This window comes from Natrinema halophilum, assembly GCF_013402815.2.
Taxonomy (GTDB): Archaea; Halobacteriota; Halobacteria; order Halobacteriales; family Natrialbaceae; genus Natrinema; species Natrinema halophilum.
Genome location: NZ_CP058601.1, coordinates 2,798,472 through 2,812,982, shown reverse-complemented (window position 1 = coordinate 2,812,982; position 14,511 = coordinate 2,798,472). Strand labels below are relative to the sequence as shown.

The following is a 14,511-nucleotide window of genomic DNA, read 5'->3' as shown; positions in this document are numbered from 1 at the left end:
CGAGTGAGCGACCGAATTCGGTGGTGGTCTCTGACTTCCTGCGCGTCCGTGCTCGCATCAGTTGTCGACAACCACCGGGCGCTCGCCACTATCGGTCTCGAAGGTTTCGTACGCCGCGATGATCATCTCGATATTCGAAATCGCCGGCTCGAGGGTCAACGGCCCGCGGAGGTGACCGTCGAGCGTTTCGACCTCCGCGAGGACCTCCTCGAGGCGAACTCGCATGCGGTCGCGGTCGCCGTCGCGGTCACGGGTGGTCACGCGCAATCAACCTCGACACCACTGGCCTCCACACCGCCGGCCTCGACACCGCCAGAAGCGTTTGTAGGTGCTGGCGGGAACGGAGACTCGAGCGGCCGGATACCGCGTCCAGCAGCCCCAGCGGCCGAACCGGGGGTCCGGAAAGCAGCGGTCATTTGTTTAGTCGGTACTACCGAAACCATTTCGTAGCTACGTGATTGAATATACATTGTCCTTCAGCATCGGAGGACGCAGGTCGGGTGTTCCTAGCACCCGGCCAATTTTACGCAAATTGGCGATGCTGCGCCCTAATTTTCCAGTCACTACTTAGTCACTTATAACTTGCCATGACGCGAAATTAACGGATTCTTGGTCGTGTAGTATCGAGTCGTCGTGAAACTGTCTCCCACTAGATCCGGGCATCAGTTTGGGCGATAGGTTCAGGAAAGATTGGTATCAGGGCGGGGCCCCTACCTCGACAGTTCAATCAGCCGAGAAAATCACTGGTGTCCGTTTAGTGATTCTCGTGACCGAACCGACCGAATGAGGACGGGGAACCCACGTTACCGTACTGTTTTCGGAGGTCCGTAGACGACGGCTGACGCCTTCTACGAACCCGAAAGCACGTCAGTCGCCCTCAACAGAACTCCCGGAGTGCAGTTTCTCGGGCCAGATGATTCCTGCGATCCCGATTATCGTGAGAACTCCCCCGACGACGACCAGTGCTGATAGTTCGGATTCCGGCGGCGGATAGCCACTCGAGGCCATCGAGAGGCCAACGACGGCGATTCCGAGAGAGAAAAAGTAGGATACTCAGTTCTCTGTTGATTTCTGTTGGATAAGCCCGATCCACAACTCCTCAATTTCCTGTACGAAAGTGATGAAATCTTCCGGTTCAACTGGCTTTTGAACATAGTGATCCGCATCCAGACCATGCGTTTTGACAATGTCCTCTCCAATTTCTGAACTCGTGAGGACAACAACAGGGATCCCACATATTGCTGGCTCATTATCCAGCGCAGACAACACGTCCATACCTTTGTCTCCGGGTAACTTTGGCTCAAGCAAGATCAGATCAGGACGCGGGGTATCTACATACTCACCGCGCTGAGTAACGAAATCGAGAGCGGCGTCAGCATTAGAGACAGTGTAGAGGCTATTCTTGAGTTTCGCATCTTTGAATGACTCTGTGAAGAGACGTGTGTCTCCGGGATTTGGTTCAACCAGTAAAATATTGACTAGCTTATCCTCCTGCTCATCGTTCGAAGCCATTGCGAACTGTTTCAGGTAGCCATTTAAAAGGTTGAGGTCAATTATATTGACCAGTCTATTTCTGTACTGAACGGTCGCTATTTTCGCAAATCGAGCCGGTTTTCGTGTTGCATTCGCGCCCTGCGTTCAGTCCGACTTTTCCATCATCACCGGTAGCTGATAGAAGCACTCCCGATAGATTCGCATCTCGTCTCTGTGTGAGCCATAGTTTCCGAGAACGCGGATAGAACTGAATAAAAACCGCGAGTCAATAGTGCAGCTGACTCCGGTAGTTACGCATCTGCTTCGAGGGCCAGCGACGCCAGCATCGCCTCGAGTTGCAGGCGCTCGTTCGCGCCTTCGGTGATCCGGTAGTCGACCTCGCCGAGGCGCTCGAGCAGCCGAACCGTCGCCTGTTCCGGAATATCGAACTCCCAGGCGGAGCGGTGGAGCTGGTCGATGACGTCGCCGCCGGCGAGCCCCCGCTCGGTCAGGAGGTCCTCGAGGGCCGCGCGGGCGGCGGTGAAGTCGCCGTCGATGGCGTGGTCGACCATCGCCTCGACCTCCTCGGGGCGGGCGGTGGCGGTGATCGCGAAGACGGTCTCCTCGTCGACGGTCTCGCCCATCACCGCGGCGGCCTGCAGGGCGTTGATCGCCTTTCGCATGTCGCCGTCGGCCGCGTAGACCAGAGCGCCGACGCCGTCGTCGGTTACCTCGATGCCCTCGATAGCGGCGATGTCGCGGACCTGCGACTCGATGGCGTCCTCGGTGAGTTCGGTAAATCGGAAGACCGCACACCGTGACTGGATCGGATCGATGATCTGGCTCGAGTAGTTACACGAGAGGATAAATCGGGTGTTGTTCGAGAACTGCTCCATCGTCCGGCGCAGGGCGGACTGGGCGTCGGACGTCAGCGCGTCCGCCTCGTCGAGAAAGATGATGCGGTGGTCGTAACCGCCGAAGGAAGAGCGTGCGAAGTCCTTGATCCGATCGCGGACGACGTCGATCCCGCGCTGATCGGAGGCGTTGAGTTCGAGGAAGTTCTCGCGCCAGTCGTCGTCGTATACTTCGCGGGCGATGGCCTGTGCTGCGGTGGTTTTGCCCGTACCGGCCGGCCCCGCGAACATGAGGTGGGGTAGGTCGTCCTGTTCGACGTAGCGCTTGAGTCGCGGGACGATGTTCTCGTGGCCCTTGATTTCGTCGAGCCGTTCCGGCCGGTACTTCTCGATCCAGACTTCGGTCCTGCCGGGGGTCGGCTCCGCCGCCTCGGCGTCGGCCTCGCTCATACTGGCCCAAGTGCGGGACGGAAGATAAATCGCCCGAAGGGCGGTCTCGATTCGGGCCATCGAATCGCCGGGCAAGGCAGCACCCCGTCCCCGACGACTTGATTGCGCCGACGATCTGATGGAATCGACGATCGACGGCGCACACGACCGATGGGACCGGAAACGGCGTGACGCTGCCGGGCATGTTCGACCCGAAATCGACACACATCCCGATATTTCCGTTACAGGTTTATCTGCGTGCCGGTGTGAGGATGCCCCATGGAAGGGGACAATCACCGCTTTCGGCCTGCTGTCGTGATACTCATCGCTCTCGTGATAATTAGTACCATCCCGATACCTGTCGCCGCCCAATCCGGCGCGCAAGCCGGCGGCACGGTCGTCGTCGAGGAAGGCGAAACGGTCGACGAACTCGAATCGTTCGCAGGGACCGTAATCGTCCGTGGCACCGTCACCGGCGACGTCAGCGCCGTTGCAGGCGACGTGACCATCGCGAGCACCGGGACGGTCGAGGGCGATCTAGAATCGGCAGCTGGAAGCGTGACGATCGCCGGGGTCGTTAACGGCGACGTCGAAATCGGAGCCGGGAGTGTAGAGGTTACCCGGGATGGCACCGTCGGCGGTACGTTCACTGCCGGTGCCGGCAACGTAGTCGTCGACGGCGTCCTCGAGGGGAATGCGGAAATCGGCGCCGAGACAATTCGGCTAGGCGAGACGGCCTCCATCGCCGGCGACCTGCGCTACGACGGTGACCTCGAGGGGAACACCGACTCGGTCGCGGGTTCGATAGAGGAGGATTCCTCGCTGGGAGTCGACGTCGCGCCGACGGTACAACCGTTCGCGTGGTGGATCGCCGCAGTCTACACCCTCGTGGTCAACCTGCTCCTCGGTGCCGTGTTGCTCGCGCTGTTCCCGCGATTCTCCGACAGCGTCGCCAGCACCGTCGCGACGGGTCCGTTCCGGTCCGGGCTGATCGGGCTGGGCGTCTTCGTTGGCATTCCCGTCCTGCTGATTGCACTCGCGATCACCATCGTCGGCATTCCACTATCCATCGTCGGCGCGATCGCCTTCGCCTTCTTGCTCTGGATCGCCACCGTTTACGGCTGGTTCGCCGTCGCAGCGGGCATCTTCCGGGCAGTCGGGATCGGGAACCGCTGGCTCGCACTCGTCGTCGGACTAGTCGTGGGTGCGGCCGTCTCCAGAGTGCCCATCGTTGGCGGTCTGCTCACCTTCCTCGTTCTCCTCCTCGGACTCGGTGCCATCGCTCGCGGGTTGTACGGCCATCGGCGAAACATCCGAGAGCGAGATCGAGGTCAACGAGTCGGTCCCGGCTCCGACGAACCGACCACGGATTGAACGGAAGCGACTCGTTCAGTCGCAGCGGTTCGATGCACTTTACGGAAGCGGAGCGACGCGCTCAAGGCCGTTCCGCCGTAACTGCGCGTATGCACGTCACCGTCGACGTCAAGGGCGAGACCACCTACGAAATCGATCTCGAGGCGGTTGCAGAAACGGCGGCCAGCACGAGCGAAAGCGAATCCGAAACGACCGACGCACCGCCGACGTACGCGGACCTGCTCCGCGAGATCGAGTTGAGCCCGCACGAGGTTAGCGTCCTCGTCGACGGGCGACCGGTGCCCGAGGATCAGCCGGTCGAAACCGATCACGTGACGGTGTTGCGACTCATCAAAGGCGGGAGCAAATGGTGACTCGACCGCCATGATCGCGGACGGCACCGCTACGGGACCCGCAACATCGAGAACTCAGCGTCACAAGCGCAGCGCAATCGAGCGGAACAGGCAGGGCAACGAAAGCCCGATCGTTTTTTCTGGTCACACGGAACAGAACGTATGAACGGAGATACCGTCGCGGGTTCCACGACGATCCGGCGGCAGCAACTTCACGATCGACCCGTAACCGACACGTCGTTGCCCGCCGTCAATCGAGGCGACTGACGAATGTACGTCCGCACTGCCACCCCAGATGACGCCCTCGACGTCCGGCGAATTCTCGACGCAGCCATGCTCGAGCCCGGCAACGTCGAGGATCGTATCGACGGCGAGAACGTCTTCGTTGCGGGCGATCACCGAGGCGGAGCGATCTCGAGCGGGGCCGGCCACGACGACGGCGCACGAATCCTCGGCACTATCGTTCTCGAACCCCTCGACACCGGGTCCGGCGCACACGTCGGCGCTATCGGCGTCCGTCGCCGCCATCGGGGTCGCGGGCTCGGCCGCGCACTGATCGAACGAGCGCTCGAGCGAGAAGGCCAACTCACGGCCAGATTCGACGACGACGTCCGCCCGTTCTACGAGCGCCTCGGGTTTTCGATCGAGCCGATCGACGACCGACGCAACCGGGGTATCGCAGTGACGACGGAACGCGCTTGATAGCTGTCGTCAGTGCGGTTGCAGCGCTGACCGCAAGATACGGGAACCCGTCTCCTGCCAGCGCAGTTTTATCCGACAGAACGTGGTAGCACCCTCCGCATGGCGCTCCAACGGATGCTCAGCGGCGATCCGTCGAAGAGTTCGAAGGTCTATCTCGCGATCGGTGCACTCTCGCTTGCGAAAGCGATCGCGGTTCGAAAGGATCGAGAGCGGTTCCGGCGGGAACTGCTCGATGCCGGCCTGTTCCTCGGTGCCGGGTTTGTACTGCGCCGGTTTAGCCAGCTCAAAGCCGAAAAACGTCGAGAACTCGAGTCCCAGCTCCCGGAGTGGGCGGTCGACGCGATAACCTCCGAATCCGCCTCGAAAGGGGTCCAGACCATTGCGAAACAACGACTGCGGAGCCGGTCGGAACCCGAACCGGAACCAGAACGGAGCTTCCGAGACCGAGCTCGCACCATCCTCGCGGATCTGTAATCGACGGGCCCGAAGCGGACGGCCCGGCGCAAAATCGTTCGACGTGACTAGATTCGATCGGTCGTCTACTGCAACTGCAGCGGGTTCGTCGCGGATGCCGGTGTCTCCGTCCCCTCAGCGGCGGGTCTCGGCCGGTTCCGGATCCGACCACTGAAATTCCGACGGATCGCCCGCCGAATCCGCGAGGCCGAAGGCGTCGTTTGAAACTCGCGTCGTAGTCGGTTCGGGGCCGAGGAGTGTCAATGTCCCATCCGAATCGGGTGCACTCGCCATCACGTTCGCGGGCGAATCGTCGGTTTCCGACGCGGTATACACCGCCTGTTCCGCAACGCGCGCTGCGTCGGCCGAACCGCTGTCGCTCTCGGACGACTGCGTAATCGTCGGTGTCGAATCCGGTCGACCATTTCCGTCCGATCCTGCACTCGCTTCTGCCGCGTCGACCGCCATCGCCTGGAGGGAGGCGAACAGCGTCCCCGCAGTCTCGTCGTCCGCATCGATCGCGGGATCGGTCGTCGCTTCGTGGTCGCCACCGCTTTCGACGAGTTCCGCCGGTGATTCCACGTCGTAGGCCTCGAGTATCGCATCCGGATCGGCCTCGACCGTTTCGAATACCTCCGTCACGTTCGAATCGGTGCTCATAGCTCCGCCTCCACCACTTTCCCCCTTCGTTACGCTGGGACTACCGCTACATTACTCTCGGAATACCCTCGAGAATGGGAGTTTCGCTGAATGCAACTAATCCGTAAAAACCGTTCTAGCCCCTCTAACCAGGCTTTTCGCTTTTCAGCATGTCTCACCTCTGGTTCGACGCTACCCACCCCCACTGTTTCAACTGTTCTCTATACACACCCCATCGCTTCAGGTGTTCCTCCGACCGTGAGTTACGGACGCGATGGGGTGGGGTTTCCCCTGATTACCATCCAAAACTTTTCAGGATATAGTTCGATCCTACTACCGTTATACCTACAAAAATGGTGAGTACCACTACCTGAGTCACGAATCCTGCTCCAAGGAGACCGTCGGTTATATACAATGCTTCGTATACAGCTACTCCAACCAAAAGAGCGGTTATTAGTTTCCCACTTTTTGGACGTTGCCACTCGCTGTCGGCCTTCTCCCAGATTTGGGTTAGTTTGTTACTCATTCGGGATCACACTTTAGTTCGGCCTGGTTATCTACTGAAATCATTCGATGTGGGATTAAATCAATCTTGGGTGCTTATCGGGAATCAGTCGGAAATATAGAATATCTCGTAGTAGCCTTCATCGGGAGTCGGGAACATATCGAGATGTGACCCGGGAACATGGTTCTGTGGAGGCTTGACATTTGGAGTGGGAACGTGGAGGAGTTCTCGATTTACGTCGAACCAGTATCCGCTTACGAAGACGTCTATCTCTGGTTTACAGGGTCCGTATCCAAAGAAGGAGCAGTTATCTTTGTCACAGAGAATGAGGGTTAAATCGGTCGAATCCTTGAGGTCGCCGACAGCCTTTCCAGCGACTCCTCCGACGAGACCACCGACAAAAGCACCCTTGATACCACCAACAGAGCCAATCAGGGCACCAAGAATACCACTAATAGCGGCTTCAGTATATTCTGCCAGTACCTGTTCGTAGCCGATACACACTCCTAATTGATGGTGAGTATCGTTTTTGAAATAGTCACAGTCCCTATCTGCTGCACTTTTTAGATAATATGCTCCGAGTTGGTCTATCGAATCTTTCACTCCTGCTTTGATCTCCTTTGCGACATGCACGAGGAGTTCTTCTTCTTTTTGAATCCTGACCGTATTCGAGCCAGCACTGGCGTTGCTCGCGTCCCTGAGTTGGCCCCAGAGGCCGTTGCTACTCGAGCTCGCATCGGCTGTTCTGACCCGACTGGTGTTGCCGGTCGAAGTGGCATTCTCGAACGCACTCTCGTCGAGACGCTCGAGAACAGCATTGGAAATCTCGTACGGCTGTGTACTGTCGGATGCCAGTGGCTCGAACTCTCCGGCAGACTGATTGGAGGAATCCTCAACCGAGAGGATGGTTCCGTTTTTCTCTCCCGTCTCTAGGTTGTGAGCGATCGACGCGGTATATTGCGTTCCGTTGGAAGTGACAGTCTCGACGTTGACGTCGATATTGCTCTCGATACCGTGTTCGCGATCGTGAGCGGATGCAAGTCCACTAAATCCAGCCAGACCGGTAACAGCACCACTTGTCTGTACGAATCGTCTGCGGTTTATTTTATTACTCATATATTAGAATTAATACTGTTTTATTGTAAATGTTACGTTATTGGAAATTATCTACAGTGACAGCTAAATATGTGTGCGTGATTTTAGATAGGCACTCCCACACATATTCCTCGCGCCCCCACAGACTTGATACAGCGGTCAACTGCTTATGGAGCGCCAGTTGTTCGGTACAGTGGTGGCCGTTGTCGCTGCGACAGACTAGACACGCGAACGGGCTCTCTGGATTACTCGATCTGGTACCTCCTCGTTGGTAGTGGTCGTCGAATCACCTCGAGGAGGTCTTCGGCTGGTATGTCGCTCTCGATCGTTCGGTCGAGGAGCGCCGCCATTTCTGTGGATAGGCTTCGAGCACGTACAATGGCCGTGTAACGGCTCCAAAGAGTGTCGACGGACCAGCGTCCCGACGGCCGTTCGAAACCTGCTTTGTCGAGCCAAGCCCCGGTCGAACCTAGAACAGGTCCTGGGTCAACTCGAGCGTTTCCTCCCGGTCGTCCCAGTTGACGAAGAGGGCGACGCTCGTCGCGCTCGTGATGATGTCCTGCAGGTGAATGCGGGCCTCGGCGAGCGGGTTGACGATCTCGCTTATGATTCCCGGCTGGTTCGGGAGTTCGCCGCCGGTCACCCGAACGACGGCGATCGGGGAGTCGACGGTGACGCTCGAGAGTTCGTCGCGAGCGATGACCTCGCGGTGGAGGATGTTTTCGGCGCGTTCGGCCTCTGATTCGTCGATGTAGAACGTGACTGTGTCCATTCCGCTGGCGACGGCGTCGATATTGACGTCGCTCTCCGCGAGTGCCTCCGAGAGGTGATTGAAGATGCCCGGTTGGTTTCGGATCGCGCGGCCGGCGATGGTCAGGCAGGCGAGGGGACGCTCGCGCAGGTCGACGAGGTTGCTGAACTCGCCTTCGATGCTGGTCCCGCCCGAGAGGAGATCACCGTGCTGGTAATGAACGACGCGAACGTCGAGCTTTCCGCCTTTGTACGACAACGCGGACGGTGCGACGACTTCGGCCCCGCGGAACGAGAGGTTTCGAAGCTCGTCGACGGAGATTTCGCCGACGTTACGAGCCCCTTCGACGACGTGGGGATCGCCGGTCATGACGCCCTCGACGTCCGTCACGATAACGACTTCGTCGGCGTCCATGTACTTGCCCATCATAACCGCCGTGGTGTCGCTGCCGCCGCGACCGAGCGTCGTAATCGAGCCGTCGGGTCCTTCCGCCAGGAAGCCGGTGATAACGGGGACCGTCTCATCGAGTTCAGCGGCGACGTTCGTGGCGCGTTTCTGGGTCTCTTCGACGTTGACCTCGCCGTACTCGTCGGTCACGACGGGCCAGTCGTCACTACCCGGCTCGAGGAACATCGCGTCGATTCCGCGGGCCGACAGCGCGGCCTTGAGCATTCGAACCGACGTCCGCTCACCCATGCTGACGATCTGGGCCCGGTCGGCTTCGTCGGTTTCGAACGTAATTTCGTCGAGTAGTTCGTCAGTGGTCGACCCCATCGCACTGGCGACGACCGCGATTTCGTGGCCGTCCTTGACCGCGGCCGCGATAGAATCCGCGGCGCGGTTGATCCGATCGCCACTGCCAAGACTCGTTCCGCCGAACTTCGCTACGACGCGCATACTGCCACCTCGCAGCGGACCTGCATTGCGATGCTGTGACTCATACTCGGTCCGTTACCAGAGCGAGCAAATAACTGTGTCCCATCGACTGCGTCGTTACCGGTCTGCAATCGAACGGGAGTCGACCTTCGGTCGTCCCAAAATTTGACAATCACAAAACCACTCACGCACCGCATTTGCGACCGGGATTTATTGTTGTGCGCAGCATTACCATACGTCGATGAACGTACGGGATGCACTCGAGGCCGACGCCGACGCGCTCGCGTCGATCGCGGACTCCCCGACAGACGTGATGCGAAATCTCGTCCACGATCGGACGGTGCGCGTCGCCGAGGACGGAAGCCACGATCCGAACGCCGACGTGTCGGACTCGCAGTATGACGGCTCCGATCCGGAGGATTTGCTGGGTTTCATCAGCTTCGATGCGCGCGAAGACACCGTTCACGTCACCCAGCTCGACGGGACGGGCGAGGCCTGTAAGCGACTGCTTGCCGAACCGGTTCGATTCGCCGAACGGGAGTCGATGGCCGTCGAACTACTCGCGTCACAGGACGCCGACTCCGTCGAGACCGCAGCCGAAGAACTTGGCTTCCAACGTCACGGCCGAGGTCCCCGATTCGACGGATCACCGACGGTTCGGTTTCGACTCGAACCGTAGGACGAGTTCCGGCGTGAGAGACCGAGTCGTCGACGAAGGGCAAAAGTGAACCAGTCATGCGGGGGTGTGAGCGGACAATTTCCGCGAGTATCGGATTCTCGAGCGGGCCGACCGCCGCCGAAAAGAGTGCAACAACCGAACGAAACGGACATCGAGACGGGATTTGCCACTGGTGGCGGCGCCGTACGCGGAAGGTCGGCCTCGAATTCTATTAGGAGAATTTCTGTACGGTCACATCCAGCGTGTTGAGGTCGACGATCGGAGCGAACCCGGCGTCGGGATCGATGTTTACGCTCTTCTGGAAGTCGGTCTGGGCTTGCCAGCAGCCGGAGTTGATCGCGAGGACGTTGTGGTACTTCCCGAACCCGAGTTTGTGGACGTGGCCCGTATGGAAGATGTCTGGAACCTCGTCGATGATGAGGTAATCCTTCTCTTCCGGCGCGAGTCGCGTGTGACCACCGAACTGCGGGGCGACGTGGCGTTTCTTGAGGAGGTGATACATCGCTTTGTGCGGCTCGTCGTAGCTGGCTTTTTCTTCGGGGAGTTCCGCGATCACCTCGTCCAGCGACACGCCGTGGTACATCAGGACGGAAACCCCCTCGAGAGTGACCATCGACGGGTTACTCACGATACGGGGATCGTGGGCAGACATGATCTCCCGCAACTCCTCGTCGAATCCGGGTTGGGGTTCGGCGAGGCGAACCGCGTCGTGATTCCCCGGAATCATGACGATCTCGATATCGCCGGGTACCTTCTTCAGATGCTCGCTGAACGCCTCGTACTGCTCGTAGATGTCGACGATGTCGAGTTCGTCGTCCTGATTCGGATAGACGCCGACGCCTTCGACCATGTCTCCCGCGAGCAGCATGTATTCTACGTGCTGTGCCTGCTCGGTATGGAGCCACTCAGCGAACGCGTTCCACGCGTCGACCATGAATTCCTCACTACCGACGTGAACGTCGCTGATCAACGCCGCCTGGACGTGTCGGTCCGCCGTCGACGGTTCGTGAGTCCGCGGTACGTCCGGGAAGTACATCGAATCGACGAACGCGATCCCTGAATCGTCGGCAAGCGTCCCTTCCATCGCGAGGACCTCGTCGCAGAGCAACTCGTCGACGAGGTCGACGTACTCCCGATCCTTCATCACGAGCCAGGGGAAGGTTCCGGTCGCGTCTTCGAGTTCGATCAGCCAGTGACCGCTCGCGGTCGATCGGATGTCGTTGACCAGGCCGACCATCCCAGCCTCGCTCCCGCCGGGCATGGATTGAATCGCCGACGCGGGCCGATGGTTGATCCGGGCGCGAAGCTTCGCGCCCAGTCGGTCGAGTCTGTCCCGGAAGACCGAGACGAAGTCACCGTACTCCCCCGTTCCAGTGCTCTGGCCGGTCATATCCCCGACGATCTCGAGCGAACGTTTCGACGGGTCGACGGAGCGAGCTGCGGCGGTCGACCCCCCCGTTTCAACTGGAGATGGGTCGATCGATTTGGACGTCCGTGCCGAGTCGGCTCCAGTCGAAACGGAGGGGGTTGGGTCCGCGGATTCGGACGCGCTACTCGCGCCGACAGCGTCCCCTCGAGTTGAATCTGCGGATTCGTTCGTCGAGAGGACTGCCTGGACGTGATCAGTCCGAACGACCAGTGCATCGTCCGGCACTTCCTCGAGAACGCGCTCGAGGGCTGCAGTTGGGTTCGGGGCCGCGGCGAGTTGCGTCACCGCCTCGCGTTCTGCATTGTACCCGCGGGTCGTGAGTTCGCTGACGATCCGAGCGGGAGCCTCGAGTGGCACACGCCACGCATTCTCGAGCGACGGCAAAAGGATAGCGAATCCCGGTCCGTGAATCGCAGCTACCCGCCGCGAGACGTGTACCGAATCGGAGAGTTGTACGGAAGGCTACACGACGGCCGGATTTCCAGAACCCGACCTTCGCCGGAAAGTTGATGCTTCGTTCCGAGAAACGGGGTCTCGATGGACGGTCCCGACGCCGGGAAACGGAATTTCGATCAGCCCGACTCTCGGAATGAGGACCCGAGACCCGGCGTGACGATAGCGGACGACGAGAACGAGACGAGATCCGACACCACGTCTCGATACGGTAGATCCGACGCGGTCAGAATCGAGGATGGGATCGGTCGCTGGCTTCTCGAGACCGACGACCGCATGGTTGCCGTGAGTCGGAACATTGCGATGGCCTTCGTCGGTGTCGCCGTCGCCAGCCTGCTTCTCTTCGCGATCAGCGGCCAGTTTCCGGTACTGGTCGCCGTCGAAAGCGGCAGTATGTCGCCGAACATGCAGACAGGCGACCTCGTCTTCATCGTCGAAGAAGACCGATTCGCCGACGGCGCCGCCATCGACGGAACCGGTGTCGTCACCCTCGATCGTGGCCAGGAAAGTGAGTATCAGAAATTCAACAACCCGGGAGACGTTATCATCTTTCGGCCCAACGGCGATCCGACGGCCACGCCGGTGATCCACCGCGCCCACTTCTGGGTGGAAGACGGCGAAAACTGGGTCCAAACGGCGGCTGATCCGGGTTTGATGAATGGAGCAACCTGCACGGATATCCCGTCGTGTCCAGCATCCCACGACGGGTTCGTAACGAAAGGTGATGCGAACGAGGCGTACGACCAGGTCCCGCATTCGGGTGCGGAGACGACCGTCGTCAGCCCCCACTGGGTGACCGGCAAAGCGATGACTCGAGTTCCGTGGATCGGTCAGATTCGACTGACGATCGACTCGATACGGATGGCGACCGGTTTCGGATCGATCGCTATCGTCGGTGCATCGAGTATACTCGCACTCGTTCTATTCGTGGTAGCGGCCGGAACTGATACGGGCCGCTCATAGTTTGGCCCATTCAGTATTCCTCTGAACAGAAAGTTGATTGTTGGGCCGGTCAAAGCGAGTTACGATGAGCGGTTCTAGCACCGACAACCCCCCTGACGATTCTGGCGACGAACCCGACCGACGGAACCAAATCGGCGGTCGCGCTCACAGGTCGGAGGAGACAACTCGATCTGATTCTGATTCTGACGCCGTTACGATCGCCGACGACGGCTTCGTTCGCTGGTTCCTCGGTACCAACGACGAGAACGTGGTGATGATTCGCGATATACTGAGCAGCGTCGCCATCGTCGCCGTTGTCGGCCTTCTTCTGTTCGGAGTAAGCGGCATCTGGCCCCCTCTCGTCGCCGTCGAGAGCGGAAGCATGCAACCGCACATGGAACGGGGTGATCTGGTATTCGTCGTCGAGGAAGGCAGATTCGTCGGCGACGGGTCCGTCGAAGGAACCGGCGTCGTCACCCTCGAGCAAGGGCAGGAGACGGGCTATACCAAGTTCGGGAAAGCCGGTGACGTTGTCGTCTTCAAGCCCGATGGTAGTGGATTTGATACGCCGGTGATCCATCGCGCCCATTTCTGGGTCGAGGAGGGAGACAAGTGGGTCAATACCAAGGCCAATCCTGAGTTTACCGACGGTGCGACGTGTACAGAAGTCGCGAGTTGTCCTGCTCCTCACGACGGATTCGTTACCAAGGGCGACAACAATCCCAGTTACGACCAGATCGGGAGAACCAGTGGCGCCGATACTTCGATCGTCAAAACCGAGTGGATCAAAGGGAAATCGAAGTACCGAATTCCGTGGCTCGGCAAGATCCGATTGACCTTCGATAGACTTCTCGGCGGGATTCTCGTTCCCGAATATCCGTCGAGCCCACCGCTACAGGGAGCGTCACCTGCAACGGCTACGGCATCGCCGACGCCCGCAGAGACTGGTGCTCCCGGGTTCGGATGGAATGGCGGATTTGCCGCCGTTGGCGGCGTCGCCGGTATCGCCGGTGCCGCGGTGACCATCGATCGACACAGTCGCTAATCGTCTCATCGCCTGCGGTTCGACGCACGTTTCGTCGGCTTGACTCCGGTCTTTAGCTGGAAGAGAGGGTGCTATGCCCCGTCTGCTCACGGCTCCGCCGTTCGCATGGTCAGCGGGACCTTCGGTCCCGCGCGATCCTTACGGAGCGACCGAAGGCGACGAGTAGGGCGGGGTAGTTCACTTCGTCCGTCGCTGTTTCGGTTCGGTGTCTCAACCATCGATCGGGATCGGTCGCGAATCCCTGGGAAAGCGGAAAGTCGATCGATCTGGAGTTGAAACGGAGGGGGTGAGAAATGTCGTGGGACACCGTTTGCGGTGCAAGAAAGGTAGGATGCCAGTCGAGAAATCGTGAGGCGCGATTGCTCTGCTGAGATGCCTCTGCAGATAAGATGGACGGGATTGTCTGTCTATGGGCGGATAGCCTGTCTATGGGCGGATAGCCTGTCTATGGGCGGATAGCCTGTCTATGGACGGATAGTT

At 59.5% G+C, this 14,511-nt stretch carries 15 protein-coding genes; 7 read left to right on the top strand and 8 right to left on the bottom strand.

The genetic code is table 11. The features are described 5' to 3' along the window. Positions 1-57: 57 nt before the first annotated feature. The 4 genes from HYG82_RS34335 to HYG82_RS34320 all read right to left on the bottom strand — a co-directional run bounded on the left by HYG82_RS34335 (position 58) and on the right by HYG82_RS34320 (position 2,777). Entirely contained in the window at positions 58-261 is a 204-nt protein-coding gene (locus tag HYG82_RS34335; protein WP_179261670.1) for a hypothetical protein, read from the bottom strand. Positions 262-867: 606 nt separating this feature from the next. Next, positions 868-1,008 (bottom strand): hypothetical protein, encoded by a 141-nt coding sequence (locus HYG82_RS34330; protein WP_235217695.1) that lies wholly within the window; start codon positions 1,006-1,008, stop codon positions 868-870. 45 nt (positions 1,009-1,053) lie between these two features. Then, on the bottom strand, positions 1,054-1,512 hold the full coding sequence (locus tag HYG82_RS34325) for a response regulator (protein ID WP_179261668.1): 459 nt from the start codon (positions 1,510-1,512) through the stop codon (positions 1,054-1,056). Positions 1,513-1,784: 272 nt separating this feature from the next. Beyond that, a complete protein-coding gene (locus tag HYG82_RS34320) occupies positions 1,785-2,777 on the bottom strand; it encodes a replication factor C small subunit (RefSeq protein ID WP_179261666.1) in 993 nt (330 codons plus the stop codon). A gap of 258 nt (positions 2,778-3,035) precedes the next feature. Here HYG82_RS34320 and HYG82_RS34315 point away from each other — a divergent pair, with 258 nt between their 5' ends. The 4 genes from HYG82_RS34315 to HYG82_RS34300 all read left to right on the top strand — a co-directional run bounded on the left by HYG82_RS34315 (position 3,036) and on the right by HYG82_RS34300 (position 5,638). Further along, complete coding sequence (locus HYG82_RS34315; protein ID WP_179261664.1) at positions 3,036-4,130, top strand: bactofilin family protein; 1,095 nt, start codon at positions 3,036-3,038, stop codon at positions 4,128-4,130. Between the two features lie 89 nt (positions 4,131-4,219). Further along, a complete protein-coding gene (gene samp2 / locus HYG82_RS34310; protein WP_179261662.1) occupies positions 4,220-4,483 on the top strand; it encodes a ubiquitin-like small modifier protein SAMP2 in 264 nt (87 codons plus the stop codon). 249 nt (positions 4,484-4,732) lie between these two features. Next, positions 4,733-5,164 (top strand): GNAT family N-acetyltransferase, encoded by a 432-nt coding sequence (locus tag HYG82_RS34305; RefSeq protein ID WP_179261660.1) that lies wholly within the window; start codon positions 4,733-4,735, stop codon positions 5,162-5,164. 99 nt (positions 5,165-5,263) lie between these two features. Further along, a complete protein-coding gene (locus tag HYG82_RS34300) occupies positions 5,264-5,638 on the top strand; it encodes a hypothetical protein (RefSeq protein ID WP_179261659.1) in 375 nt (124 codons plus the stop codon). 114 nt (positions 5,639-5,752) lie between these two features. Here HYG82_RS34300 and HYG82_RS34295 read toward each other — a convergent pair whose 3' ends face one another. The 3 genes from HYG82_RS34295 to HYG82_RS34285 all read right to left on the bottom strand — a co-directional run bounded on the left by HYG82_RS34295 (position 5,753) and on the right by HYG82_RS34285 (position 9,504). Then, the gene (locus HYG82_RS34295; protein WP_179261657.1) at positions 5,753-6,277 is read right to left on the bottom strand and encodes a hypothetical protein; all 525 of its coding nucleotides are present in this window, start codon (positions 6,275-6,277) and stop codon (positions 5,753-5,755) included. A 589-nt stretch (positions 6,278-6,866) separates the two neighbouring features. Then, positions 6,867-7,877: a twin-arginine translocation signal domain-containing protein gene (locus tag HYG82_RS34290; protein WP_179261655.1), complete on the bottom strand. Its 1,011-nt coding sequence runs from the start codon at positions 7,875-7,877 to the stop codon at positions 6,867-6,869. A 448-nt stretch (positions 7,878-8,325) separates the two neighbouring features. Continuing rightward, positions 8,326-9,504, bottom strand: a complete 1,179-nt coding sequence (locus HYG82_RS34285; protein ID WP_179261653.1) for an aspartate kinase — start codon at positions 9,502-9,504, stop codon at positions 8,326-8,328. Positions 9,505-9,724: 220 nt separating this feature from the next. On the opposite strand from HYG82_RS34285, the gene HYG82_RS34280 reads away from it, so the two are divergent. Next, positions 9,725-10,162 (top strand): hypothetical protein, encoded by a 438-nt coding sequence (locus HYG82_RS34280; protein ID WP_179261651.1) that lies wholly within the window; start codon positions 9,725-9,727, stop codon positions 10,160-10,162. A 211-nt stretch (positions 10,163-10,373) separates the two neighbouring features. On the opposite strand, the gene HYG82_RS34275 is transcribed toward HYG82_RS34280, so the two are convergent. Then, positions 10,374-11,948, bottom strand: coding sequence for a DNA-directed DNA polymerase II small subunit (locus tag HYG82_RS34275; protein ID WP_179261649.1), 1,575 nt, complete (start codon positions 11,946-11,948; stop codon positions 10,374-10,376). 180 nt (positions 11,949-12,128) lie between these two features. Here HYG82_RS34275 and HYG82_RS34270 point away from each other — a divergent pair, with 180 nt between their 5' ends. Together HYG82_RS34270 and HYG82_RS34265 are read left to right on the top strand one after the other, a co-directional pair. Next, positions 12,129-13,007: a S24/S26 family peptidase gene (locus tag HYG82_RS34270; RefSeq protein WP_179261647.1), complete on the top strand. Its 879-nt coding sequence runs from the start codon at positions 12,129-12,131 to the stop codon at positions 13,005-13,007. 64 nt (positions 13,008-13,071) lie between these two features. Continuing rightward, on the top strand, positions 13,072-14,031 hold the full coding sequence (locus HYG82_RS34265) for a S24/S26 family peptidase (protein ID WP_179261645.1): 960 nt from the start codon (positions 13,072-13,074) through the stop codon (positions 14,029-14,031). The last annotated feature ends 480 nt before the right edge of the window (positions 14,032-14,511 follow it).